General features: G+C 56.2%; 28 protein-coding genes. 15 read left to right on the top strand and 13 right to left on the bottom strand.

Going from position 1 to position 25,185, the window contains the following annotated elements; all coding sequences use genetic code 11:
- A partial coding sequence (locus JUK32_RS12325; RefSeq protein WP_204139154.1) for a hypothetical protein occupies positions 1-191 on the top strand: 191 nt, incomplete at its 5' end.
- Positions 184-1,782 (top strand): glucose-6-phosphate isomerase, encoded by a 1,599-nt coding sequence (locus JUK32_RS12330; RefSeq protein WP_204139155.1) that lies wholly within the window; start codon positions 184-186, stop codon positions 1,780-1,782. The genes JUK32_RS12325 and JUK32_RS12330, both read left to right, overlap by 8 nt.
- A 140-nt stretch (positions 1,783-1,922) precedes the next feature.
- Here JUK32_RS12330 and JUK32_RS12335 read toward each other — a convergent pair whose 3' ends face one another.
- Positions 1,923-2,285, bottom strand: a complete 363-nt coding sequence (locus JUK32_RS12335) for a Lin0512 family protein (RefSeq protein WP_204139156.1) — start codon at positions 2,283-2,285, stop codon at positions 1,923-1,925.
- Between the two features lie 65 nt (positions 2,286-2,350).
- The gene (locus JUK32_RS12340; RefSeq protein WP_204139157.1) at positions 2,351-2,875 is read right to left on the bottom strand and encodes a hypothetical protein; all 525 of its coding nucleotides are present in this window, start codon (positions 2,873-2,875) and stop codon (positions 2,351-2,353) included.
- Positions 2,876-3,276: 401 nt separating this feature from the next.
- Here JUK32_RS12340 and psb27 point away from each other — a divergent pair, with 401 nt between their 5' ends.
- Entirely contained in the window at positions 3,277-3,669 is a 393-nt protein-coding gene (psb27, locus tag JUK32_RS12345) for a photosystem II protein Psb27 (protein WP_239112600.1), read from the top strand.
- A gap of 440 nt (positions 3,670-4,109) precedes the next feature.
- On the opposite strand, the gene JUK32_RS12350 is transcribed toward psb27, so the two are convergent.
- Positions 4,110-4,892: a response regulator transcription factor gene (locus tag JUK32_RS12350; RefSeq protein WP_309224536.1), complete on the bottom strand. Its 783-nt coding sequence runs from the start codon at positions 4,890-4,892 to the stop codon at positions 4,110-4,112.
- 636 nt (positions 4,893-5,528) lie between these two features.
- Here JUK32_RS12350 and petJ point away from each other — a divergent pair.
- The 3 genes from petJ (at position 5,529) to JUK32_RS12365 (ending at position 7,395) form a co-directional block, all read left to right on the top strand.
- On the top strand, positions 5,529-5,858 hold the full coding sequence (petJ, locus tag JUK32_RS12355) for a cytochrome c6 PetJ (RefSeq protein WP_204139160.1): 330 nt from the start codon (positions 5,529-5,531) through the stop codon (positions 5,856-5,858).
- Positions 5,815-6,738 (top strand): tetratricopeptide repeat protein, encoded by a 924-nt coding sequence (locus JUK32_RS12360; RefSeq protein ID WP_204139161.1) that lies wholly within the window; start codon positions 5,815-5,817, stop codon positions 6,736-6,738. Before petJ ends, JUK32_RS12360 begins: the two co-directional genes overlap by 44 nt.
- Before the next feature lie 111 nt (positions 6,739-6,849).
- The gene (locus JUK32_RS12365) at positions 6,850-7,395 is read left to right on the top strand and encodes a hypothetical protein (RefSeq protein ID WP_204139162.1); all 546 of its coding nucleotides are present in this window, start codon (positions 6,850-6,852) and stop codon (positions 7,393-7,395) included.
- A gap of 104 nt (positions 7,396-7,499) precedes the next feature.
- Here JUK32_RS12365 and JUK32_RS12370 read toward each other — a convergent pair whose 3' ends face one another.
- Entirely contained in the window at positions 7,500-8,633 is a 1,134-nt protein-coding gene (locus tag JUK32_RS12370; RefSeq protein ID WP_204139163.1) for a cob(I)yrinic acid a,c-diamide adenosyltransferase, read from the bottom strand.
- A 137-nt stretch (positions 8,634-8,770) separates the two neighbouring features.
- Between JUK32_RS12370 and fraC the strand changes: the two genes are divergently transcribed.
- From fraC to psbA, 6 genes are all read left to right on the top strand, one after another.
- Entirely contained in the window at positions 8,771-9,334 is a 564-nt protein-coding gene (gene fraC, locus JUK32_RS12375) for a filament integrity protein FraC (protein WP_204139164.1), read from the top strand.
- A complete protein-coding gene (locus tag JUK32_RS12380; protein ID WP_204139165.1) occupies positions 9,331-10,323 on the top strand; it encodes a DUF5357 family protein in 993 nt (330 codons plus the stop codon). The genes fraC and JUK32_RS12380 overlap by 4 nt, the downstream gene beginning before the upstream one ends.
- A 32-nt stretch (positions 10,324-10,355) precedes the next feature.
- Positions 10,356-10,952: a hypothetical protein gene (locus tag JUK32_RS12385; RefSeq protein WP_204139166.1), complete on the top strand. Its 597-nt coding sequence runs from the start codon at positions 10,356-10,358 to the stop codon at positions 10,950-10,952.
- Between the two features lie 100 nt (positions 10,953-11,052).
- Positions 11,053-12,312, top strand: a complete 1,260-nt coding sequence (locus tag JUK32_RS12390; RefSeq protein ID WP_204139167.1) for a glycoside hydrolase family 10 protein — start codon at positions 11,053-11,055, stop codon at positions 12,310-12,312.
- 70 nt (positions 12,313-12,382) lie between these two features.
- A complete protein-coding gene (locus JUK32_RS12395) occupies positions 12,383-12,730 on the top strand; it encodes a histidine triad nucleotide-binding protein (protein ID WP_204139189.1) in 348 nt (115 codons plus the stop codon).
- Positions 12,731-13,002: 272 nt separating this feature from the next.
- The gene (gene psbA, locus JUK32_RS12400; RefSeq protein ID WP_204139168.1) at positions 13,003-14,061 is read left to right on the top strand and encodes a photosystem II q(b) protein; all 1,059 of its coding nucleotides are present in this window, start codon (positions 13,003-13,005) and stop codon (positions 14,059-14,061) included.
- Between the two features lie 232 nt (positions 14,062-14,293).
- Here the strand turns inward: psbA and JUK32_RS12405 are convergent, their stop codons facing one another.
- The 4 genes from JUK32_RS12405 to JUK32_RS12420 form a co-directional block, all read right to left on the bottom strand.
- Complete coding sequence (locus JUK32_RS12405; protein WP_204139169.1) at positions 14,294-15,121, bottom strand: LPS biosynthesis glycosyltransferase; 828 nt, start codon at positions 15,119-15,121, stop codon at positions 14,294-14,296.
- Between the two features lie 438 nt (positions 15,122-15,559).
- Positions 15,560-16,627 carry a ring-opening amidohydrolase gene (locus JUK32_RS12410; RefSeq protein ID WP_204139170.1) on the bottom strand — a complete coding sequence of 356 codons (1,068 nt, stop codon included), beginning with the start codon at positions 16,625-16,627 and terminating at the stop codon, positions 15,560-15,562.
- On the bottom strand, positions 16,624-17,259 hold the full coding sequence (locus JUK32_RS12415; RefSeq protein ID WP_204139171.1) for an RraA family protein: 636 nt from the start codon (positions 17,257-17,259) through the stop codon (positions 16,624-16,626). The genes JUK32_RS12410 and JUK32_RS12415 overlap by 4 nt, the downstream gene beginning before the upstream one ends.
- 143 nt (positions 17,260-17,402) lie before the next feature.
- Positions 17,403-19,181, bottom strand: a complete 1,779-nt coding sequence (locus JUK32_RS12420; RefSeq protein WP_204139172.1) for a glycerol-3-phosphate acyltransferase — start codon at positions 19,179-19,181, stop codon at positions 17,403-17,405.
- A gap of 155 nt (positions 19,182-19,336) precedes the next feature.
- Between JUK32_RS12420 and JUK32_RS12425 the strand changes: the two genes are divergently transcribed.
- Both JUK32_RS12425 and JUK32_RS12430 read left to right on the top strand, forming a co-directional pair.
- A complete protein-coding gene (locus tag JUK32_RS12425) occupies positions 19,337-20,116 on the top strand; it encodes an SDR family oxidoreductase (protein ID WP_204139173.1) in 780 nt (259 codons plus the stop codon).
- 312 nt (positions 20,117-20,428) lie between these two features.
- On the top strand, positions 20,429-20,764 hold the full coding sequence (locus JUK32_RS12430) for a hypothetical protein (RefSeq protein ID WP_204139174.1): 336 nt from the start codon (positions 20,429-20,431) through the stop codon (positions 20,762-20,764).
- A 92-nt stretch (positions 20,765-20,856) separates the two neighbouring features.
- Here JUK32_RS12430 and JUK32_RS12435 read toward each other — a convergent pair whose 3' ends face one another.
- The 4 genes from JUK32_RS12435 to JUK32_RS12445 form a co-directional block, all read right to left on the bottom strand.
- Positions 20,857-21,870: a YhjD/YihY/BrkB family envelope integrity protein gene (locus JUK32_RS12435; RefSeq protein ID WP_204139175.1), complete on the bottom strand. Its 1,014-nt coding sequence runs from the start codon at positions 21,868-21,870 to the stop codon at positions 20,857-20,859.
- Between the two features lie 260 nt (positions 21,871-22,130).
- Positions 22,131-22,883, bottom strand: coding sequence for an MIP/aquaporin family protein (locus JUK32_RS12440; protein ID WP_239112602.1), 753 nt, complete (start codon positions 22,881-22,883; stop codon positions 22,131-22,133).
- Between the two features lie 31 nt (positions 22,884-22,914).
- Positions 22,915-23,043, bottom strand: a complete 129-nt coding sequence (locus JUK32_RS28030) for a hypothetical protein (RefSeq protein WP_255538232.1) — start codon at positions 23,041-23,043, stop codon at positions 22,915-22,917.
- On the bottom strand, positions 23,040-23,231 hold the full coding sequence (locus JUK32_RS12445) for a hypothetical protein (RefSeq protein WP_204139176.1): 192 nt from the start codon (positions 23,229-23,231) through the stop codon (positions 23,040-23,042). Before JUK32_RS12445 ends, JUK32_RS28030 begins: the two co-directional genes overlap by 4 nt.
- A 44-nt stretch (positions 23,232-23,275) precedes the next feature.
- On the opposite strand from JUK32_RS12445, the gene lipA reads away from it, so the two are divergent.
- Positions 23,276-24,172 carry a lipoyl synthase gene (gene lipA, locus JUK32_RS12450; protein WP_204139177.1) on the top strand — a complete coding sequence of 299 codons (897 nt, stop codon included), beginning with the start codon at positions 23,276-23,278 and terminating at the stop codon, positions 24,170-24,172.
- Here lipA and JUK32_RS12455 read toward each other — a convergent pair.
- A complete protein-coding gene (locus tag JUK32_RS12455) occupies positions 24,084-25,067 on the bottom strand; it encodes an ion channel (RefSeq protein WP_204139178.1) in 984 nt (327 codons plus the stop codon). The genes lipA and JUK32_RS12455 overlap by 89 nt on opposite strands.
- Between the last annotated feature and the right edge of the window lie 118 nt (positions 25,068-25,185).

Below are 25,185 nucleotides of genomic sequence, written 5' to 3' on the forward strand. Positions count from 1 at the left end.
GTTGTCTGCCTTTGAGGCGATTTCCCGCGTCCTTACCTCACAACAAGCTGATTGGCTACTGGGTTGAGCAATTACCAATTTTCAATAAAAGTGCGGCGGCATTACCGATTCCTGAGACCGTGTTTCCTTACACTGTTTTGAGGTTAATCTCATACATGCGCTGCATTGCACAGGAAAATTGCTATGGATGAACTTGCACTTTGGCAACGTTATCAAGACTGGCTCTATCGGCACGAAGACCTCGGGCTTTATCTCGATATCAGCCGCATCCGGTTTGATGACGCCTTTGTTAACCAGATGCAACCCAAGTTTGCCAAAGCCTTCGATGATATGACCGCGCTGGAAAACGGGGCGATCGCCAATCCCGACGAAAACCGCATGGTCGGTCACTATTGGCTCCGTGATCCCGATCGCGCTCCGTCCGCCGCACTGAAGCAAGACATCCTCTCGACCCTGCAAGACATCAAGACATTTACCCAGCAGATCCATACCGGCGCGCTCTATCCGCCCGGGCAAGAAAAGTTCACCGATTTGCTGTGCATTGGCATTGGCGGTTCCGCCCTGGGGCCACAATTTGTCTCCCAAGCGCTGACGGCCGACCAGCCGCCCCTGACGGCTCACTTCATCGACAATACCGATCCCGCTGGCATCGACCGCGTGCTCAATCGTTTGGGCGATCGCCTCGCCACCACCTTGGTGATCGTGACCTCCAAGTCCGGCGGCACTCCCGAAACCCGTAACGCCATGGTGGAAGTGCAGCATCGCTTTGAGAAAATGGGCCTGCAATTCGCCAAGCAGGCTGTCGCCGTCACCGGCATCGACAGCAATTTAGACAAAGTAGCCACTTCCCAGGGGTGGTTGGGCACTTTTCCGATGCACGGCTGGGTGGGCGGACGTACCTCGGAGCTGTCCGCCGTGGGCTTGCTCCCTGCCGCCCTCGAAGGCATCGACATCATTGCGATTTTGCAAGGGGCCAAAGTGATGGACGCGGCGACGCGAGTGGCCGATTTGCGCCAAAATCCCGCCGCGATGCTCGCCCTGAGTTGGTACTACGTGGGCGAGGGGCACGGTCTGAAAGATATGGTGCTGCTGCCCTACAAAGACAGCCTGGCTCTCTTTAGCCGCTACCTCCAGCAGTTGGTCATGGAATCTTTGGGCAAAGAGCGTGATTTAGACGGCAACGTGGTCAATCAAGGGATTGCGGTCTACGGCAACAAGGGCTCAACCGATCAACACGCCTACGTGCAGCAGCTCCGCGAGGGGGTCAACAACTTCTTTGTGACCTTTATTGAGGTGTTGCAAGACCGCCAAGGGGATTCGCTCCCGATTGATCAGGGGGCAACGGCGGGCGACTTTCTCAATGGCTTTCTCCTCGGCACCCGCCAAGCCCTGTTTGAAAATCAGCGCGATTCGATCACCATCACCGTGCCCAGCGTGACGCCCGCCATCGTTGGTGCCCTCATTGCCCTGTACGAGCGAGCGGTGGGCTTGTATGCCTCACTGGTGAATATCAACGCCTATCACCAACCCGGTGTGGAAGCGGGCAAAAAAGCCGCTGCCGGAATTTTGGATCTACAAGCGCGGGCGATCGCGGCGGTGCAAAATGCCTCTAGTCCCTACACTTTGCGGGAGCTAGCCGCCAAGATTGGGGCCGAACCAGACATTGAGACGCTGTACCAAATCCTGCGGCATTTGAATGCCAATCAGCGCCACATTCAACTCTCCGGCTCGCTCCATCAATTAGACCAACTCCAGGTGACGCGCCAGACTGGCGACTGCTAAGGGACTGGCAGGGAAATCATATCCCGGCGGTGATTGGTCGGTGAGTCGGTGAAGTGATTAGTTCGGTGGGACAGCGCCAATTCAGCTACCCAGCTACCCAGCTACTCAACCACTAGCCGTTGCTCCCTGATGCCCCAAACCTAATCAGGAATGGAAACCGTCACGGCTGCGGTCGCGATATACATATCGTCGTTTTTGTCGTCGAGTTCCGCGATCGCTTTACCCACGACCACCATGCCGCCATCCTGTAGCGTCAATGTCTTCTGGCCAAACGGCAAGACCGCCAAGACTTCATCCCGCCGGACGGTATCGGGAAACGGCACTGCGACTTGCACATCCACTAGCATTTCATTCGGATGGGCCAGACCGGCGACTTCCCAGACTCCGGGTAGGGCATTGTGGGCGATCGCGTTCCGCACCGCCCGCGCTGCCGCCACCGTCGGGTCCTGACCGTGCTGGTCAACGCCCATGCCCATTTCAATCACCAAACGTTTTGCGGTCATCCTGTTCCTGCTCTTTTTACCAGCTCTTTTTACCAATTTAAGATTTGCCCATAGACCGCAGCGATTTACGCGGCCGAGTCGGCCATGGGCGATTGATAGCCCTGAATGTTTTCAGGGCGGAAGCGACGAATAATCGGCGTTGCCAGTCGAATTTCGGCATCCGAACCGCGCACCACCACCAGATATTTCCCCGCGTTCAAGCGGTTGCGATACGACAGCGCATCCCCACTACCAAAGGCCGCCGCCGTCCCACCGCCGACAAAAAAGGCTCCCATGGCTCCCGATCCTGCGCCTAGAATGCCACCGATAATTTGGTTGCCAGTCGTTCCCGCCCAGGGAAACGTGTCTAACCCCGTGATCGCGTTGAACCCAAACCCGGCAATAAAGCCGAACGGCACCAGCCAGAACATCATCAACCGTACTTGCTTCCAGACTTGGTTGGCGGGATCAATCAGGCCAAACTCGTCAGCACTCTTGTATCCCCGGCCCAAAATGGTGACCTCGTCCATCCCAAACTTGGCCTCCTCCAGCGCCGAGTAGGCTCCTTCTGCCTGCATGCGATCGTCTAAAACCGCGATCAAATAATTCATCAATAACTCAAACTAATCACAACATCATCAAAAAAGTGTTTGGGTACCCAAGCGTCTCCATCCGTTTGCATCCAGAGAGCTCTTTAGTGAGTACCAGTACAGCCTTCTAATTATTACGTGCCAACTGGTCATCCGTTGATCCGTTGACTGGATTGTGCCGTCTGCAGCCTCACTTCATCAGTCCCCTCTCAATTTACTCAAGCAACCCTAGCTTGCTAGCCTTCAGCCCGATTGCTCCCTCGTCTCTTGACGGCCAAAACCATTCCTTTCATCGCTCCGCTCAAGCGCAAACCTACAAAAAGACATACGAGGAGGCACTGCCAACAGGGTAATATGGCTAGACATGCTGCATCTGTTTGGCATCATTGTTGCTCACCCTTTAGGAAATTATGAGACAGTTCATGACGCGCTTATTGGCAATAGTACTCGTTGCGGTCGTTGGTTTGGCCGGTTGCAGCAATGCTGGCGTGAGCGGCAAGATGACGGGCGACTACCAACAAGACACCCTGACCGTCATTGAAGATTTGAGAACTGCCATCAACGTTGCTCCTGATGGTCCGGAAAAGGCCGAGGCCGAGGCCGAGGCTCGTAACATCATCAACGACTACTTCTCCTATTACCGTCGCGATAACGCGATCGATGGGCTGAGCTCCTTTGCCACCCTCCGTACTGCCCTTAACGGCTTGGCTGGGCACTACAGTTCCTATCCCAATCGTCCCATTCCCGAAAAACTCAAAAAGCGTTTAGAACAAGAATTCAAACAGGTTGAGGCAGCCTTGAAGCGAGGAGCCTGAGCCCCTTGGCCACTCGATCACCCAACCGCTGCCGACCAAAGGCGCGATCGATAAACTGACTGTCACGTTAAACACGTCTTTGGGAAGAGCGGGTTGATTGCCGATCGCCTTCCCCTGTCCCAAGGGGAACGTCTGAGCACAAGCGAGTGCTCTGTCAGCTCTTAATTTTAGGGTGATGCACAGTCGCCAACATCCTATGTCCTTCAGTCAGGCACGCCCTACGATAAACTCAGGGTGAGCGGGAGCTGTACGTTCGGGCTGAGCTGGTCGTTCACGCAGTGGCTCCCTCCAAGAGCAAGCCCTAGATTTTAGTCTTGACGCTGCACTAGCTGTAAATCGAGTTTCGACTTTGCTTAACTTTCGGAGCTGAAAAGTTGAGCAAAGTCGAGATCGGGTTGATTCGGTGTTAATTTAACGGCATTCAGCTTATGCTGGGCAGCTCACATCGCGCTGCTAGAACCGGGAACGGGGACGGATGCAGCGGTCGCCATTGAGCGCACCTCGCTGCGCGACTGCCCAGGTAAGTCAGCATCCGCCACTAAACGGTCAACATTGAAACGGTAGCCGACATTTCTCACGGTTTGAATAATGCTGGGCTGACGGGGATCGGCTTCGATCTTCTTGCGCAATGACAGAATATGGGTATCGACCGTGCGGGGATTATCGATCGCATCCGGCCACGCCCGTTGCAAGAGATCAGTGCGGCTGAGGGGTTTGCCGCTAACCTGCGTGAGCACATATAGCAGGCTAAATTCTTGAGGCGTCAAATCAATATATTCGTCGCGATAGCGCACTCGGCGCTGCACCAAGTCGATGTACAGTGAGCCGTAGTTGAGTGACGCCGGAGCACTCAGACGATTGAAGCGGCGGGCTAAGGCTTCGATTCGGGCTAAAAATTCGCGCATCCCAAACGGCTTAGTCAAGTAATCATCCGCCCCTGATTTAAGCCCGGCAACAATGTCGGCCTCGGTATCCCGAGCGGACAACATCAGCAGATAACTATTGCCCTGCTGCACAATCCACTGACAAAACTCCAAGCTATTGCTGCCAGGCAGTTGTGCATCTAATACAACGAGATTCGGTTGGTGAGTCTGATACGCTTCCCGCGCCCGCACAAGATCAGCAGACTGATGCACGCGATAGCCAGATTGCTGCAAATGCCATCCCAACAGCGATCGCAGATGAGGGTTGCCCTCAATAACTTGAATAGTCGCTATAGCCACCAGATCTTCTCTGTACAGGATCCTAAAATTGACCCTCAACATAACAAAGCGTTAACGAGGTTTTTGTAACGGCAACTACCTGAGTTTGGGGCAAGCCAGTGATTGGGCAGGTGCAGACGTGGCTGAGCAAATCTAAAGAATTTCCATAGCGGCTGAGGGGGTAAGTTTCCAGTCGCCAAGTGGGCATCAGCAGTCGCGGCTGATCAGCCCCTGGTCTGGAGACACGCTCGACCTAAAAGCCCCCGCTTGGGAATGAGGATCCAATAAAGTCCAAATTGTCCTCAGGCCGGCAAGATGTCTGCCTGGGAACAGTCGAGACGGCGATCCCAACTGATTCAATTCTCATTTTTTTAACTCTCATGCCTGGGCCAAGACCAGGGATAGCCCCAAACTCATCGCCCCATCCCCTGCCCTCAGTCGCGCTGTGATGTGCTCGCCGAGGCCTCGCCCCATAACAGCGGCACCCTAAAGCGTGACTGTTGAGCAGTACCGACGCCAATCTCCAAAACCTCGCCAGCGCAACTTTTTGTAAAGAATGGCAGGCCAAACTAGCACTCAACCCTTAAACTCTCCTCTCAGTGGAAGTTATTTCTCCACTTACTGGATATTTTTGAACTCACAGGTCTACAAAACATCATGAAAAACTTTGTTTGGGGTCTTTGTCTCGTTTGCTTAACTTGGTTGGTGACGATGACACCCGCTTTTGCTGGAGACAGCGGCCATGGCGGTCAGGTGTTTGCCAGCAATTGTGCGGCCTGTCATATTGGCGGCGGCAACGTGGTCAATGGGGCGAAAACGCTGAAGCTGGAGGATTTAGAAAAATATGGCATGGCTTCCCTAGAGGCGATCAAAACCCAGGTCACTAATGGCAAGAGTGCCATGCCGGCTTTTCTTGGCCGTCTCACTGAGGAAGATATTGAAGATGTCGCGACCTACGTTTTGGCACAAGCGGAAAAAGGCTGGTAGGCCACTGCTGGGCCAACTGCTGGGCCTTTGCTTGATTGCCATGATGTGGAGCGGCGGGGATAAGGCGATCGCAGCCCCAGTTTCTCCCTTACAGCGGGGAGTCGAAGCTTTGCAGCAACAACACTACGAAGCCGCCATGCAGCAGTTTGCGGTGGCGGCTGAGTCGGAGCAGACCGGGGGCGATGCCCAGAGCTATCAGTGCTTGACCTATCTCATGCTCAATCAGCCCCAATTGGCGACTGAGCGCTGCGCGGCGGCCCTCCAGGTGGATGCCCAACATCCTCAGGCTTGGTTTTACCAGGGGTTGGCCCAGTATCGACTGGGTCAATTTGAGGCGGCGATCGCCGCGCTCAGTCATCATCTGGACGCCCACCCCACCGATCCGCGAGCTTACTACAACTCTGGCTTAGCGCGGTTTGCCCAAGGGGACGTGGGGGGCGCGATCGCCCACTATCAGCAAGCGCTCGCCTATGCTGGCGATCTCACGGCGCTGGAAATGTCGAACCTTTACAACGATTTGGGCATCGCCTATTGGGCGGCAGACTCCCTGTCGGCCGCTAAATTCGCCCTGGATCAAGCTGTGGTGATGGATGCCAACGATACCCGGGCGTATTTTAACCGTGGCTGTATTTGCCACCATTTAGGTCACTATCGGGCGGCGCTTCAGAACTTTGAGCAAGTATTGGCACTCGATCCACACCATGCCGAAACCTACCTGAATCGCGGCTTGGTGCAGCAACAGCTCGGCGATCGCCAAGCGGCCCAGCAAGATTACCAAATGGCGGCGGAGCAGTTTCGTCAGCAAGGCGATTTGCACAGCGCTCAGAACGCCAAGCTCCGTTTGCAACAGCTGCAAAAATCTCCAGTCACGGTCGGTTAGGCGTGGGTAATCCGGGCCCATCTTGATGACTGCTGTTGATCCCATGACTGCTGGGTCAGCCCCATCCTTAGTTTTTGAAAACTGTCCGAAACTTGCACAGCTCTCTGAAATATGTCTAAATTTATCGCCACTTTAACCGCTACGACCCTTTTGACGCTAGGGCTGGCAGCGATCGCTCCCGCCCCCTTAGGCGCCGACAGGGGCCACGACCACAGCCAAGATGCCTCTGACGTGCAACCGACCACGCCCACGACAGCAGCACCACGCAGCGGTGGGCATAGCGACCATGGCAGCCACAGCCACGGCATGTTAGCAATTCCGGCAGGGCAACCGGTGCCAGAGCTTACGGTGGATATTTTTCCGGATCCCGTCGCAGGCTGGAATTTGCAGGTACAGACTGCTAACTGGGAGTTTGCGCCAGCAGCTGTGAACACCACTAGCAACTTCACCGAAGGCCACGGTCACTTGTATATCAATGGGGAAAAGGTGACTCGCATCTACAGTGAGTGGTACCACCTGCCGAGTCTGCCGCCAGGGGAGCATGTCTTGACGGTGGGGCTCAACGCCAACGGCCACGAAATGCTGATGCACGACGGCGAACCGATTGAGGCTTCGGTAACGGTGATCTTGCCCGCAAGCGCCTCTGAGGTGCAGTAAACGCCAGCCTGTTTCTCAAAAACGTCTATTTCAACTGTGTAGGAGCGATCGCGGCGATCGCTCCTTTCTTGATCAGGCTGCCGTTATTTCGGTCGTGAAGCCCATTAATAATCGACGCCTCGCTTCAGATCGACCCCATTTTCCGCATAGTGCTTGTGGTTAAACACTTCGGAGTGGGTGCTGGCCAGGGCAAAATAAGCCGGAGGATTTTTGCAGCGTCCGGTAATAATCACCTCGGTATCGCGGGGTTTGCGCAACAGTGCCTGCACAATGGGCTCCTCGGGCAGCAGTTCCAGATCAACGGTGGGGTTCAACTCATCCAAAATGATGGTTTTGTAAAGGCCCGAAGCGATCGCGGTGCAAGCCAACTCCCAGCCGCGCTCGGCTTCCACATAGTCAATCTCTTGCTGCTGACCGCGCCAGACGATCGCATCCCGTCCACAGCGCTGGTGATCCACCAGGTTGGGATAGCTTTTGCGCAGGGCGGAGATCGCCGCATCTTCGGTATAGCCCTGCCCGCCCTTGAGCCACTGCATGATGAGCACCCGGTGCGACTGGTCTTGACTGATGCCCCGCCCAATCGCTTGCAGCGCCTTGCCCAAAGCACTGGTGGATTTACCCTTGCCATCGCCGGTGTAAATTTCGACCCCTTCAATGCCCGGAAAATCCATGTTTTGCGAGCGCTGGGGCTTCATCTCGGAATGCAGATTGGCGATTTCCACCAGCGACGAGGGAGCCCCCCGTCCGGTCGCGATGACTTCCAGATGCTCGGGCTTATTTTTCAGCGATCGCACCACATCATCGACCGACAACAGCCCTAAGTCGATCACTGGATTAATTTCATCCAGCACCACCACGGAATACAGCCCGGACGCGATCGCCCCCTTCGCCACATCCCACCCTCGCTGCGCTTCCAATCGGTCAAATTTCGTAATACCTTCTGGGCCAAAAAACTCCGCCCGCCCCGTGCGCACCTGATCAATCAAGTGGGGAAACCCGCGCTGTAGCGCCTCGATTGCCGCATCTTCGTCATAGGTGCGTCCCGGCCCTTTCAGAAAGCGCAGCAACAGCACCCGACTCTCCATAAAATTTTGAATGCCGAGCCCAATGGAGCGCAACACCACCCCTAGCGCCACCTGCGACTTGCCCTTGCCCTCACCGTCGTAGACGTGAATTTGGCCGGCCAAGCGCTCATTATGGAGCTGTGCAGTGCGAATTCCGATGCCAGTTCTGACCATTTGTAATTGTTGGGCGTTAAGTTTTGAGCAGTACCGCCTAAAATTCTATCGAAACCTTTACCAACGAGATACCCTAGTTGCCTGTGTGCGTACGGCGGTATTGACCTTTCTAGTGCCCCTAACCAGCTAGCGATTGTATGCCGTTTTCTTTGCTTGATAGTGCTGCGGTGTTGCCCCTGCGGGCAATTGTTTTTCAGTGTTTGCTGCTGCTGGTGGCGATCGCCCTCGAAGCCCAGGTGCTCCGCAAACAGTTGCAGTTAGGCTATCAACCTAGCATTCGCTATGCCGCCAGCCTTAATCTGTTGACCGTGGTCTTGGGGTGGATGGCCTTTTTTAGTGTGGAGTCGTTATTGCCAGACGATCTGCGCACGCAGTTGATTAGCTACGTGCTCTTTGGCAATTTTTACGTCAATGGACTATCCGGCAGCTTAGGTATCTTTATTGTGGTGGCCGGATTAGTCACGTTTTTCCTCACCTTTTGGCTCAAAGTTTTGGGACTAGAGGGGCTCACCTGGGCTTTAGGCAATCCCATTGTCCCCAAAGATACGAACAGTAACAAAAATCGTTATCGTCATCGGCGATCGCCTCAGCAAACCACCAAGTCCCCCCATATCTTGGCGGTGCTGCAAGCCAATGCGTGGAGCTTTACGGCCATTTTGGTGCTCCTGATGCTGCGTTACGGAGTGACCCAGCGGCTATGATCAAGCTCCTACAAGACCTCTGGACACGCATTTCGAGCTTTCTATTTCCGGCTGACTATTACGCCTGGCAAACCTTAATTTATCTAGGCATCTTTTCCTTCACGATGTCCTGGGTAGCACGGCTGACTATCGGTAAGGGGTTCACCGTCAACCTCATTGCGACTGGCGGTTGGCTGTTTTTCGCCCTCGGCATCGGCTGGTTTTTAGACGATTCGAAAGTGCGCTTTTTTGGCATTCCCGTCGCCCCTTGGGTGATGGGGGCGATCGCCTGCCTCTACGTCTTTGGCATCATGCCCTGGGGCACCTGGGAAGTGGGGCTAATGTCTTGGCCGTTGGTGTCCGTCGCCATCATTGCCATACCCTGCTTTCTGACCTGGGAACTCCAGCCCAAACTGCCCCCGCCCCCCGTACGCCAGCAACTCATTCTCCTGACCTTGCTAGCCCTGCTGTTTAGCAACTGGTTTCAGTTGTACTTTCGGCTACAAGCCTGGTTTGACGACTACCCCAGTTTGCTCGCCGACGATTTTGCCCACAGTGGCTTTGTCTTTCGGGCCTCAGAGCCCCCCGCCGAAAAAGCTCGCGGCATCGTGCTGCTCACCTCCGCCGAAACCGAAATCACGAAAGAACTCGACAACACCCCTTGGCCCTATGTTGAGCGCTGGCTCCTGGGACTGGACGAGCGCTTAGCCAATATTGAAAACAGCAATATCGTCTCTTTGACCTCGCCTCAAGAAAGCGACCTGTGGCAACTGCAAGCCAAACGCGATGCCCTTGAAAACGGTAGCTATGTCCTCAATTTAATGGCGCTGTGGTCCGGCCCCGCTTCCACCCAAGACGGCTATTTTTTGACCAAAACCTGTGTGGTGCAACCGCACACCGTGGCCACCGCCAGCCCCGGCACGCCCCCAGGGGCACAGCCGCCCCCCATGGCCCGGGTGGAATGCGATCTGGCGACTCCCAAAACTCCTGGCCAACCGACCTTGCCCTAATGGCCCGACGGGCCTAAATGACGACCCTTGTTATGCCCACAACGCTTGACCTCGATCCAATTCCCCTTTTGACGGCTGCTGCCCACGGCTTTCTGGCCCCACGGAGTCAGGCTCGGCCCGATGGCAAAACCCTGACTGCTGCTCTACTCATGGCGGAAAAAACGGCGAAGCAAACCCGCCAAAGTCTGTCACTAGAGTCCCTGTTGGGCACTTGGCGGCTGTGTTTTAGCGCGGGTAAAAAAGCCAAATTTCAGTCGGGCCAGCCGATGGGCAATGGATTTTATGTGCCGCAGCTGGCGATCGCCCGCATCACCTTTGCCCACAGCGAAGCGAGTGAGGACTTACTCGTGATTAAGAATGAGCTACAGGTCGGCCCGCTGACGGTGCGCTTTACGGGGCCAGCCCGCTATCCCGGCAAGAAAAACCTTCTCGCCTTTGATTTCACCCACCTCCAGCTGCAATGCTTTGGCCTCACGATTTACAGCGGCAAAGTCGGGAAGCGCGATGAGCAATCCTTTGCGGCGACCCCGATCGCGAAGTTACCGTTTTTTGCCTTTTTCGCCGCGACTGAAGACTACATTGCAGCTCGGGGACGCGGCGGCGGCCTGGCCATTTGGGTGCGGGAGTGAAGAGGCATGGAACGGCGATCGCCCGCTTGTCCCATCAGAAATTCTCCGGATGCTTGATCAGCCGCCGTGAAATTCCATACCAGTAGTTACAGCACTGGGTATGAAAGGGTTGCGTTATCTCGGACTGACGATACTGACGGCGATTTGGCTCGGGTTGAGTCAGGGAGCCCTCTGGGCGTTGCCGTTTGGCTATCCGTCCGATGGCGGCGGGCCGCCGTCGCCGCCGTCGATACCCGTAGCTCAGCAAGAACTGCGCGGCGTGTGGCTGACCAACATTGACAGTGCTGTGCTCTTTTCGCGCCAGTCAGTAGAACACGGGCTTCAGCAACTGGCCGACTATCATTTCAATACGGTTTACCCCGTCGTCTGGAATTGGGGCTACACGCTGTATCCCAGTCAGGTCGCCGAGCGCGAAATTGGCTACGCTCAGGGGCTTTACCCCGATTTTGATGGTGTGGGCCGCAATGCAGCGTTGGAAGCCGCCCAGGGCGATCGCGACATGTTGCAAGAAGTGATCACCCTCGGTCATGAGCGCCATCTCACGGTGATCCCCTGGTTCGAGTTCGGCTTCATGGCTCCAGCCATTTCGCCCTTGGCCCAACGCCATCCCGACTGGCTAACCCAGAAACGCGGGGCGTTGCCAGCGGCCCAATATTCTCAAGAAGGTGATCACAACCGGGTTTGGCTGAACCCATTTCATCCCCATGTGCAGCGCTTCATGCTGGAATTGTTGGGCGAACTGGCCGAGAACTATGACATTGACGGCATCCAATTTGACGATCACTTCAGCCTACCCGTGGAATTTGGCTACGACCCCTACACCGTGAGCCTCTATCAGCGCGAGCATGGGGGCAAGTCGCCCCCGACCAACTACAACGATCCCGACTGGGTGCGGTGGCGAGCCGACAAAATCACCGATTTCATGGATCTCATCTTTCGCACGATCAAAGCCCGACGCCCGCATGCAGTGATTTCAATCTCGCCCAATCCGGCCTATTTCGCCTATCACTACTCGCTGCAAGACTGGCCCCGGTGGCGCGACCTGGGCTACGTGGAAGAGTTGGTGGTGCAGGTTTATCGCGCCAGTCTCGACAGCTTTCGGCAAACCCTCCGCGATCGCACCCTCCACGATGCCAGTCGCCACGTCCCCACCGGCATCGGCATTCTCACTGGCTTACGCAACGCCCCCGTCCCCGCATCGCTGATTCGGCAACAGGTCCAAACGGCGCGATCAATGGGCTTTCGGGGGGTGTCGTTCTTCTTCTATGAATCCCTGTGGCAGGTCGCGCCAGGGGAGACATTAGGCGATCGCACCCAGGCGTTACAGCAGTTGTTCGCGCAGCCCCAACCCCGCGCTTAGATTTCAGTTGGGTAGAGGTCATTCGCCCGGTATGATGACGGGGATGATGGTTTTAGAGGCAATCGCCCCCATGAGTGAAGACACGATTTTTGGCAAAATCATTCGCCGCGAGATTCCCGCCGACATCGTGTACGAAGATGACCTCTGCCTGGCGTTTCGCGACATTACCCCCCAAGCGCCCACCCATGTGCTGCTGATTCCCAAACAGCCGATTCCCAAGCTGTCTGATGTCACCAATGACGACAAAGCACTGCTGGGCCACATGATGGTGACCCTCAAGTCTCTGGCAGAGCAACTGGGCATTGCCGAAGACGGCTATCGTGTGGTGATTAACACGGGCACCGATGGCGGTCAAACCGTCTTTCATTTACACATGCATTTGTTGGGTGGGCGATCGCTACAGTGGCCACCCGGCTAATCTGTCCCGGCCTGAACGTCCCCGCTACAACCCTTGAGCCCAGGGACGATCAGCGATCGGCCCCCTGTTGCCTGGCCAGATCGTCCACAGCGCCGAGCCAAGCGTAAACTCTTTCGCCAAAAGAATTACGGAGTGTTTCGCAACACAAAGAATCCTATCCGGGGTATTCAAATCTCCAAAAAGAATCTTTACGCTAATCAGCAGGTGGATAACTGTACTTAACAGGGGTTCATCTGTTCTTTTTTGTCGTATCTATACTGGCAATCATCACTATGACTACTACTTCTCAAGTCCGCCAAGCGGGCCTGTGGGAGCGCTACTGTCAGTGGGTCACCAGCACCGAAAATCGCCTCTATGTAGGTTGGTTCGGTACGCTGATGATTCCCACTTTGATCGTCGCTACCACTTGTTTCGTCATCGCATTTATCGCCGCTCCTCCTGTTGATATTGACGGCATCCGTGAGCCCGTGGCTGGCTCCTTGATGTACGGCAACAACATCATCTCCGGTGCGGTGGTGCCTTCTTCTAACGCGATCGGTCTGCACTTCTACCCCATCTGGGAAGCCGCTTCCCTCGATGAGTGGTTGTACAACGGTGGCCCTTATCAGCTCATCGTTTTTCACTTTTTGATTGGCTGCTTTGCGTATCTCGGTCGTCAGTGGGAACTGTCTTACCGCTTGGGCATGCGTCCTTGGATCTGCGTGGCCTACTCCGCGCCTTTGGCATCGGCCACTGCTGTGTTCTTGATCTATCCCTTGGGTCAGGGTTCCTTCTCTGACGGGATGCCTCTGGGCATCTCCGGTACGTTCAACTTCATGATCGTATTCCAGGCTGAGCACAACATTCTGATGCACCCCTTCCACATGTTGGGGGTCGCAGCCGTGTTCGGCGGCAGCTTGTTCTCCGCGATGCACGGTTCCTTGGTGACTTCCTCCTTGGTCCGTGAGACGACTGAGAGCGAATCCCAGAACTATGGCTACAAGTTCGGTCAGGAAGAAGAGACCTACAACATCGTGGCCGCCCACGGCTACTTCGGTCGGTTGATCTTCCAATACGCGAGCTTCAACAACTCTCGTTCCTTGCACTTCTTCTTGGGTGCCTGGCCGGTGATCGGTATCTGGTTCACCGCTTTGGGCATCAGCACCATGGCGTTTAACCTGAATGGGTTCAACTTCAACCAGTCGGTGTTGGATTCTCAAGGTCGGGTGATTGCGACTTGGGCCGACATCATCAACCGGGCCAACCTGGGTATGGAAGTGATGCACGAGCGCAATGCTCACAACTTCCCCCTCGATTTGGCGACGACTGAAGCTCCCGAAATCATCGGTTAAGCTTCTCTCGCTAGCCCAGCTCGTTTGAGCCTAGTCAAAACAGCGTCTCTCGCTCAGGGAGACGCTGTTTTGTTGTGTGGGCGCAGCAGCTATCAGCGGCAACAAAGTGATGGCTGGTTTGGCAGTTTTGGAGGCTTACCTTACCGTAGGTTGTGATGCTTAGGGCGCGTCATCACTTAATTCCAGAAACCTTTCGGAATTGACATGACCGCGCTCGCACTCCTAAAACCAACTAGGGCCGCAGGGTTAACTGCCGCCCGATCGCAAACCGCAGCATTTTCCCAGGAGTTGTAGACTCGGCTAGCACAGGCCGCCGCAGATACTTGCCCAGCAATAACCGACCGATGCCTTTCGTGCGGGCCTTGAGCCGTGAAAAGAGCACATGCAGGGCTGGATGGGACTGTGTTGCAGTGTAAACCGGGTTGAAGGCCAATTTGCGGTATAAAACATCAGCGCGGTGTGCCGGACTCAAACCAGCTTTTTTATGCTCAGGGTTGGGCTTGCCGCCATGTTCGCCGTAATTGCGCCAGGGCACGTAGCCATTGAGGCCGCGACGACGCAAAAATTCTTCAACATTACTGTCCCAGGTGGAGTATTGAGTCGGGCCGGGATGCTCAGTAATTTGATCAACCAATTGAATCAGGTGTTGGGCTCCGGCTGGGGTCAAAATGTAGGCCACCATCGAGGTCGAAAAGCCGATCGCGTGATTGGTCGAGGAAACGTTATAAATTTGGGGAGCGCAAGTATAGAGCCATGCAATGCCGACGTTGTCGAGCGACGGATCGTAGGGCAGGGGCAAAGTTGATAGATTGCGAACGGGCACAAAATCAGCTTCGCAAATCAGGATGGGCTGCTGAGCGCTGACCACCTGTTGCCAGGCGCTGAGATGATTGAGCAAGCAAAGGTAGCTAGGCGAGTATTGACTGTACTCGGCCTGATGGGTTTGCCGGATAACCTGGCAGTCGAACCCTTGTTCGGTAAGGTAGGTCTCTAGCTGCTGGGTGTCTTCTTTGTAGGCCAGGATGATGCTTTGGGAGATCGCGTCTTTGATCGAGGACATGTTCTTCGTCAAGATTTTGGGTGAGGCTAAATCCGGTGGCAGTTCAGCGTCCCGATCCCAGACCATCGCAATTTTTCATCACGGCAGGTGGTTGAGACAAGGACGACGATTCGGCCATTTCAGCTTGTAATCGCAAGAAACAATAGTCGATGTAGCTAATATTTTGTCAGTGTGTGTTTCGGGGGTTATCTAAATGTCTATTTGTCAACATCTGATTCCTATCGGGCAGAAACGCGGCTGTTGACAAGTGCAGAATGTATGACACTTACAAGTCCTAATTTTTAGTCCTGGCACAGCCCTAGCGTTATCGCCTAGGGTTAATATGCCCAGCAATCCTGGTTCAGTTGACTTTTGGGCGGTGTGTCAAGGTCTCCCAATCAGCCTTGTCAGGTACTTTTGCAAAAGACACCCCCCGCCGTTGGCAGAACAGTGACGGCATTAAGCTGGTGCCGATCGCCGACTAATCACCGCGATGGGGCCGCCCCCCGGGGGGCCTTGATGTTCGCTGCCACCGGAAACGTAAATCATCGGGTCTTGCACGGCTGCGGCGATCGCGGCCCCGACGACGGCTCTGGCCATGCGGGTATGGTTGATGTCTGAGTCATCCAGCATGGTGTGACGGCAGCCCAAAATTTGTCCCGACGGGTCGGCCTCTGCTTTGGCAAAGATATTGACGATGCGATCGCGATCCTCCTCGCACCCGGCACTGGCGATCGCCCGCTGCACTGCCGCTACATCCAGCGCGTGCGCCATCACACTGTGACCGATCACGTAGTCACTGTGGGAATTGGGCGCATTGCCCAACACTAAAATTTCGCAGTTCTGCAACTCGACCCCAGCCGACGTGGAAGCCACCGACGAATAAAGCGCATAGTTGTGGCAGATGTCCGCTGCGGTGAGATCCGCCAGCATAATTTCGCCCAGCGCGACGGCAACACCTAAAGCCGCCGCTCCCCGGGAGTAGGCCATTGATTTATAGCTGTCTTGGGTGATTACGGCCTCGCCTTGGCTCTGGCGCGAGGCCGTGATCAAAGGGCATTTAATCTGCACGAAGTGAACGTCCTGAGGCGTCAGGTGAGCGGCCGCGATCGCGGCGGTCACGCCCTCAGCCACGACTTTCACCATCGCCAGCGTTCCGATCTCCTCCACTGCAAAATCTCGCGTGTGGTGAACGCCCAGCGCCAACCCAGCATGAGTCGGCCCTGTCAGGCCCTCGGTTTGGCGGGTAAAGACGGTCATGTGGGGACTCAACACGCCCTCGGTGCCCCCCGACATGACGAAGACAATTTGCGCCGTGCGTTCTTCTCCAATGCGCGGGCGCAGGTAATGTTGGAGGGTCGCTACGGCGAACCCGCGCGTGAAGTCATTGACGCAGCCATTGCCCTCGGTTTTGCCCAGGATGGCAACGATGGTCTGAGGATCGAGCTGTTGGCTTTCGATCAGGTGGTGCAAGCCACTCAAGTCATCGGGACGGCTTTGGGGAATTTTGAAGACACCTACTTTCATGAGTCCGACGCGGCAAATCCCAAACTTTGCAGCATTTGCTCAACTTTGGCGTGATGGTTAGCCTTCCACTCCGCTAAGGATTGGGCGGCATCTTTGTCCATGCGTTGTTTCGCAAACAGTCGAATATCTTCCTGCTGTGCCGCTGGAATGACCGCGATCCCTTCTTCGTCAGCGACCACAATATCGCCCGGATGCACCTGTACGCCGCCGCAGGTAATGGGCTGGTTGAGGGTGCCCAGGGCTTGCTTTTTACCCGGCACCGGCGACAGCCCGCGGGCAAACACCGCAAATTCGGCGGCTCGCACTTCTGCCACATCGCGAATGACGCCATCGATGACGAATCCGGCAATGCCCCGCTGCTGCGCCGTGGCACACACGTTGCCGCCCGACATAGCGTAATCGGTATCGCCCGCTTGCACCACAATGACGGCACCGGGTTCAGCGCGATAAATCGCCGCATGTAGCATCAGGTTATCCCCCGGCGGACAACTTACGGTGTAGGCGGGGCCAGCGATACGAGGAATCTGAGGCCACATTTCGCGAATGCCCAGATCCATAAATTGCGATCGCTCTAAGCCCGCATCGGCATAGCTCGTGGGAGAAATCGCCGCAAATCTTGAGTAATCGTTCATGCCGCGAACCTCCCTGTTGACCCAGCAAAATTGAATTTTCTTATCTTAAGGCCTAACGCGATCGCGGGCGGCTCGTCCAATGATCTGGCCGGGCGGCTTGCCCCAGGCTGAAGCGCTGGTGTGGGCTCAAGCCGTCGAGCGAGTTACGGGCAGTCGATCGTGCCGGTGCCGCCATCCAGCCGGACAGTCTGCCGCGATTGCAGGCGATCGCGCCCCCGTTGCAACACCACGGTAGGCAAGCCATATTCCCGAGCCACCACAGCGCCGTGGGACAATTGCCCGCCGGTTTCGGCAATCAGCCCAGTTACTCCCAGTTGTCTCAGGCCCGGAATTTCACTGGCTTTGAGATAGGGCACGACCAAAATCGTGGCGGGTGGCAACGCTCGCAGATCGGGCACGGCTTTGAGCCAGCGCAACGCGCCCCGCACCTGACCAGGACACACGGGTAATCCCACCAGTGATGATGCGTACTGGGCCTCTGCGGCCAAGGATGGGGCGGTGCCGGGCAGTGCGGGCGTCTGGTCTCGCGGCAAGTCAGAGGGTGGGGGAATCAGCGGGCGACTGTGCAAGAGCCAGAGGCGATCGCCGTCAAAGCTCCATTCCACCATTTGCGGAATGCCCTGCGATCGCCGTTCCACATGGCGGGCCAAAAACGCCACCTCTTGCAGCAACCGCTGGGGCGTGTCGCCCGCCCCTTGCACGTCTAACGAGAGGACATCGGGAATCGCCCAACTGTCAGCCGCTGTGACATCGTCTGGCAGGTCATTGTCTTGGAGCATCACGCGAAAGCGCTCGGGGTCTTGTTTCCCGGCGGTAACCTGCGCCGCTGGACCCAGCACCGCTTCGATCAGCACCGCATCGCCCTGACTGGTGAACGGATCGCGACTGGCGGCGACACCGCTGCATAGTCCTTGCACCTGCTGCTGCACCACCACCGCCAAGCTACCGTCGGGCAAGCCGCGATCGCGACGATATTGTCTCGCACTGGGGCGATCGTAGGTGCGAAAGCACTGATTCATCGCCGCGTACAGCGCCTCTTGGGAGGTCAGGTCAGCACTCCCCGCATATTGTCCGGCACTGGCAGCCAGGGCAGGCCGATCGCCCACCATCGAAGCCCGCACCACCACGGGCGACGCCACCGAAGGGCGAGTAATGTCTAGCAGCATGGCGGGGTCATCGCCAGCGGGCAGCCCATAGCCTGTCGGCACCGGATAGCCCCACGCATTTAATTCAGCCAGCCGCGCCGCTTTGCCCCCAACGGTAGCGGCATCCAGCGATGTGTCTAGTGACAGCAGGGCGCGATCGCTACGAAAAAAGCCAAACAGCCGCCGCGATTCCAGGCGTGAAGCGGGATTGGGCAGCGCTAAATCTTCGGGCTGTTGGTCATAAATCCAGGCGATGAGGCCACTGAGACAGGCCGTTAGCAAGATCTGCATCCCCTGGGCTTGGCTCAAGGCCGTAATCACGGGGAATAGAATGAGCACCAGCAAGCGCCCCTGCTGCCGTTCGCGAAAGATGGTGAACCCCAGCACACTGATGAGCAGGGTCAAACCCGCCGCAATGGGATTGTGGGCGATCGCCCCCGACAGCACACTCGTCGTGCCCACTGCTTTGGCCGCCCAGTAGCGCCCCATCACCAGGGCAATCAGCGCCACGATTTCCCACGTGGGGTCGGTGGCAAAGTAATGCCGGGCCAGCAGCACCGTCCCAATCCCTTTGGCCGCTTCGAGCAAGAGCGCCAGTAACCCCGCCGGAGTGCTCAGTTCAAACGCGGCGGGGACACCGATTGCTGTCGGTGGCGGAGCGGGCGATCGCGCACCGGCCACCGCTGCCGTCGCCCATTGACTCAGCGGCAATGCCCCCACCAACGGACAGAGGGTAAAAATCAGCAGGGCTCCCCAAACTTGCGTCAGCGTCAGCATAGGCCGGAAAAATCAGCGATCGCTTTAGAACTTAACAGGGTTCCTCAACGGGGCTGACCGTTGAGGCAAAACTTTATTCTGTAGTCATCGGGACTATCGAGGGGCAAACATTCATGGTGAAGTAATAATTAGCCGAGCAACTTCTAAGGAAACGGATGACGACAGCATTGATTACCGGCGCTTCTGGCGGTATTGGCGCGGTGTTTGCCGAACAGCTCGCTGCACGAGGCCATGACCTGGTGTTAGTAGCGCGATCGCAGGATAAATTACAGGCGATCGCCGAGCAACTCGCCGCCACCCATGGCGTCACCACCACCGTCATGGTGCAAGATTTACTGGCGGCGGGAGCCGCAGCTCAGATATTCAACCAACTGGCACAGCAAGACATCCAAGTCGATCTCTTGGTCAACAACGCTGGATTTGGCTCCTACGGTGAGGTGGCCGACGGTGACTTGCCGACTTACCTCAACATGATTCAGCTCAATGTGTCGGTGCTGGTAGATCTGACCCATCGAGCCCTACAAGGCATGCAGCAGCGGCGATCGGGCAGCATTCTCAACATCAGTTCCATCGCGGCCTTTCAGCCGATGCCCTACTTTGCAGTCTATGCGGCGACCAAATCCTTTGTGCTGAGCTTTAGCGAAGCCTTGTGGTACGAATGTCAGCCCTACGGTATCCAGGTGCTGGGAGTCTGCCCTGGCCCTACCGAAACCCAATTTTTCAAAACGGCGGAATTTCCTGACGGGTTAGCCTCCTCTGAGCAAAGCCTAGCGGCACCAGAAGTCGTGGTCAAAGAAGCGCTACAAGCATTGGAAAAAGGACATTCCAATGTCGTCACTGGCGGCCTAATGAATCAAATCATCGTGAATAGCGGCCGATTTTTGCCTCGAGAAGCCCTCACAAAATTTGTTGGCGAAATGTTCAGCACTACATAGCGGAACGGCTGCACCAGAAGTGGTGCTCTACTGCCACGCGACCGCTGGAAAGGTTTACAGCTTTCCCGTTCCCGTGAGGTCCAGCGCCATCTCTAAACCCCTCTCCATGCAACGGTCTCAGACAACATCTGTACCTTAGCCAGCAAGGAAACGTCGTCTCTCCTTAAAGACCTCAAACTGTTCAGCGCTCTAGCTTACCGAGAGGGAACCTGTGCTCAATATTGAGTTGCATATCCCGTATATAGATAGTTTTAAGAGATCAACAGAGATGGGAAAGCTAAACTCAGTGGTAAGTAATGTAGGCATTTACTTATGGCAACTCCTGCCGATTCTAGCTATCGCTGGCATGATGTACTCGCTCAGCATTATCGACTCAGCCAGTTTAAGGAACGGCTTCCTGATGCGGTCAAAGCGTGGCTCAACGCCTGTGAATGGACTTTGATTGTCGGCGCGGGTCAAGCCAAGGTACCGCTCTTAGTGCTAAGAGCGCCAGGTCGTGTTCGCTTGCGGCATCCATTGCTGCTGCAATTAGCAGAAAGTGCGCACAGTCATTTGGGTCCGATTGACTTGTCGCTCTTTTCGGCTGAGACCAAAGACCCAGTCAGAGTGCTGAGCAAAACTTTGGTTGAGATTAATCGACATCAGTAGCGATCGCACGCCCCTCCAATGAGCCCTGGACGGTTCAGATTAGACGACCTGCGAGCATTGGGCTGTGAAGGTTGGGTCACGCCCAGCCGCCCTCATCGATAGGGGCGTTGTTTGGGAATGGTAAAAGACTCAAACGAGGGGGGTGGCCCTTGGGGCGATGACTGCGGCGATCGCCCCGGTGGAAAGTAGCGATTGATCAGCTTGTTGTACTGGCCGCCGAGCAAGAGTCCCAATGTGCAGATATAGAGCCCGATGAGGGCCAGAGTGAGGGTGCTGGCAGCGCTGAATAGCCAATGGTAGTCGGCCAGGGACTCTAAATGATGTTTAAACGCCATGGCCGTGGCGAGCCAGATGACCGTGGCAAACACGGTGCCCGGTAAGACCGGAACCGAACGCGCGGATGATTTTTGACTGCTACGGTAGAGCACGCCGTAGCTTAGAGCAATGGTCGAGGCGGCCAAACTCCACCGCAGGCTTTGCACCAGCCATTGCCGAATCAGCCCAATGACACTGACTTCGGCCAGTTGCTGTACTCCGACTGGTAGCGCCAGCAAGACTACCCCCACTGCGAGTAAAGTCAGGGCGGCAGTCGCGATCGCCACCAGTCCTGTCAGGCTCCGTTGGCGCAGCGTCGGGATCAAATGTGAAGCGAGATCGCCATCGGAACGAATGATCTGCTGCGTTAACCCCACCACTTTGCACCAGAGCGCCAAACTCGCTCCAGCAGTCAGCAAAAAGAGCCACCAGCGGCGGTTTAGCGGCCAATCGGCACTCATGTCGGCAATGACGGTCTGCATCGGGGCCACAACAGCCGGAACCCAACGTTGTAAACCGTTGGCTAGCCCCTGGGCAACGGCAGCCCACAAACTGGCAGCGGCGATCGCCATAAAGCTGCTCAATAAACAGCAACAGACAATGCCGTAGGCGATCGCCGCTCCCTTCATCCAATAGCGATGGCGAGCCGCTTGCTGCCCCAAGTTTTTCCACAGAGGATAGTTGAGATAACTGCCCACTGTTCGCTTAGTCGGTGGCGGTGTCGCCGGCGGCAATAAAAACTGAGATGACGATCCATCGGGTGGATAAGGTCGAGAAGGCGGCAGCGACATAGCATCAAGCTCAGAAATAAAGCGGTAATGGGTCTCAAGGGCCTGACCGTGAGCTGCAATGGATGGGCGTGACCCCGAACAGGCGTTTTACTTGACAGTATTATGCAGCGATCTCCCTAAAAACACCTGAGTATGTCATGTAATCCTTTGCACTTGTTTAGATAAGGCACCTCAGATCGTCTGAACCTTGCCCCACTGTGGCCCCTAGCAGCGCCCGGTAAACCAGGCGGTGATGATGCGCCGATACTTAGCTGCCATCACTACATGAACGAAGTAATGCTGGGCAAGTCGATGCGGATTTCACCGCCGAGTACGAGGTAAAGCCCCGCCGCGATCGCTGCGCCCACAATGGGGGCAACTACGGGAATCCAGGCATAACTCCAGTCACTGTCGCGCTTGCCACCGGGCATGGGCAACAGCATGTGCATCAGACGCGGGCCAAGATCGCGGGCGGGATTAATGGCATAGCCCGTGGTGCCGCCGAGAGACAGGCCAATAGCGAGCACCAGCAGCCCCACCGGCAAGGCATCCAGTGCCCCCAGCCCCACTGCGGGCTGAGCTAACTGCAACACCGCAAACACGAGTACAGAGGTGCCCATCGCTTCGCACATAAAGTTAGAGAGCAGGTCGCGAATCGCTGGAGAAGTGCAGAAGGCCGCCATCTTCAGGTCGCGATCGCGGGTTTTGGCAAAGTGGGGGCGATAGAACAGCCACACCAAGAACGCACCCAACATCGCCCCCAAAAACTGGGCGATCACATAGCCCGGCACCACACTCCAGCGCAGCTTGCCCGCGATCGCTAACCCAATACTGACGGCGGGGTTCAGATGGGCACCGCTAATCGCCGCGACGGAAAACACCGCCACAAACACCGCCATGCCCCAACCCAGGGTAATCGTGTTCCAGTCCGCGCGGTCAGCTTTAGTTTCACTGAGCACCACATTGGCCACCACGCCATTGCCCAACAGGATGAGCAGCGCTGTCCCAATAACTTCCCCGTGAAATGATTCCATGATGATTATTCGTCAGACCGCCAATTACTGTTCACCATACAAAATTGCTGTGGCAACGAATGTCTCCCCCGGGAACCGCTCCCTGGGCCATGACCTCAAGGTTTTGGGGATGCCGCTCCGGGACGGCTCCCACCGCTCTCGCGATCGCCCACTGCTTCATGGTGTGAAGCGTTGCCAGCTCGTCATGGGCAGTTGCGGTGAAACGACTGGTGCAGGCTGATTGTCCGTTTGAGCGACTCCGCGATCGCTCCTCCCAAACGCTTTCCCAGTGACATCGTCACGGGTCGGCGGGGTCAGGGTTGGACTGGGGATTTTAAGCGATCGCGCATCCCAAAATCCCCAGTCCAACCGTTAGGATGGGAGACAGGTAATTACAGCGTTAAGAGAACATCGTGGCGGTAAAACCAGAGTGGCTTCGGGTCAAGGCTCCGCAGTGGGAGCGAGTCGGCAATGTCAAATCCTTGCTGCGTGATTTGCAGCTCAACACAGTCTGTGAAGAAGCATCCTGTCCCAACATTGGCGAATGTTTCAATGCGGGTACTGCCACATTTTTGATCATGGGGCCAGCCTGCACCCGGGCTTGTCCCTATTGCGACATTGACTTTGAGAAAAAGCCCCAGGCCCTGGATCCGACGGAACCCTGGCACTTAGCGGAAGCAGTGAAGCGCATGGGCCTAAACCATGTGGTAATTACGGCTGTAAACCGGGATGACTTACCCGACGGCGGCGCATCGCAGTTCGTCCGCTGCATTGAGGAAGTCCGCAAATCATCGGCCCAAACGACGATTGAAGTCTTGATCCCTGACCTGTGCGGCAACTGGGACGCCCTCGCCAGCATCTTGAAGGCGCAGCCCGAAGTGCTCAATCACAACACCGAAACGGTACCGCGCCTCTATCGGCGGGTGCGGCCCCAGGCCAATTACGAACAGTCGCTGGAGCTGTTACGGCGGACGCGGGAACTAACCCCCTGGGTTTACACCAAGTCTGGCATCATGGTCGGCCTGGGAGAAACCGATGACGAGGTACGGCAGACCATGGCGGATTTGCGGCGGGTCGATTGCGATATTTTGACCATCGGCCAATACCTGCAACCCAGCGACAAGCACTTACAGCTGCAAGATTTCATCACGCCTGAACAGTTCGAAACGTGGCGCGTCATCGGTGAAGAGATGGGCTTTTTGCAAGTGGTTTCCTCGCCCCTTACTCGGAGCTCTTACCACGCCGAGCAGGTGCAGACTTTGATGGCGCGCTATCCTCGAACGGCTCCTGCGTCAGAGCATAGCCGTTGACCGGATCAACGCGATAAACCCTGTCAAAGTTGTTGAAATTGATGGCGCGGCGACCGTCCCGCGTCCACCCCAACACGTCCTTAAACCGAAAATTCCACAGTACTTCATCGGCCACAAACGAATGGCGCGCGTGAATGGTTTGTGACAGGTTCTCGTCAATGCCCGTCAGAATGACGATGAGTTCGGCATGGTCGCGCCGTAGGGACTCAGGGGTCGCGCTGTAGAGAGGACTGTTTTCGTTGATTGGGTGCAGCGCTGTCCAGGTGAGGGCAAACAGCGGGGTGTGCGACCGGATGAGTTCTAAATCGTAAAAGCGACGAAAGAGGTCGCCTTCTTTAGTGAACTCATCACGCACTAGGGTCACCCAAAGCTGGGCTTCTAAAATGCGGTTGCGGCGCTTATTGGCGGTGCGAAACATCAGGCACGGTGAGCCGTTGAAAGGGGCAATCAGCGCGTAGTGGCTGAACAAAATGCGCGCCGTAGGCACCGAAAAGCGGGCGAAGATCATGCCCGTGGCCATGGCGATGAATAGCAGACCGACAAAGGATTCAGCGACCACGAGAAAGTTGGCGTAATCGGTTTGCGGATACATGGCCCCGTAACCAATCGAGGCCATGGTCTGCACACTAAAGAAGAAGGCGTCCAAAAAGGAGTTGGGATCCGCATTGGCGATCGCATCTTCCCCCAGCAAATAGGCCACCGCAAAGGTGGCATTCACCAGCAAATAGGCAAGCAACAGTACGGCGACAAATCCGGGCCAGGAGATCGTGATCAGCAGATGATACAGATCCCGCCAGGGAGAATGGGGGTCGCCCAAGCGAATAATGTCGGGAAATTCGCCATCGCGCTTAACAATCCGCTGAGGGGTGGGACGGGAATAGGGATGCTTGTCCATGGGCGAATGACACTGACGTAGGGGGGCAAAGAAAGGCTGCGATTGCTTAATCTATTCTGTCAGCCTCCAAGCGGCGAAACCGATTCCTTGCCTCTATGATGCCGAATCTGGCAGTACT

This window comes from Halomicronema sp. CCY15110 (assembly GCF_016888165.1).
In the GTDB taxonomy this organism is placed as follows: Bacteria; Cyanobacteriota; Cyanobacteriia; order Phormidesmidales; family Phormidesmidaceae; genus Halomicronema.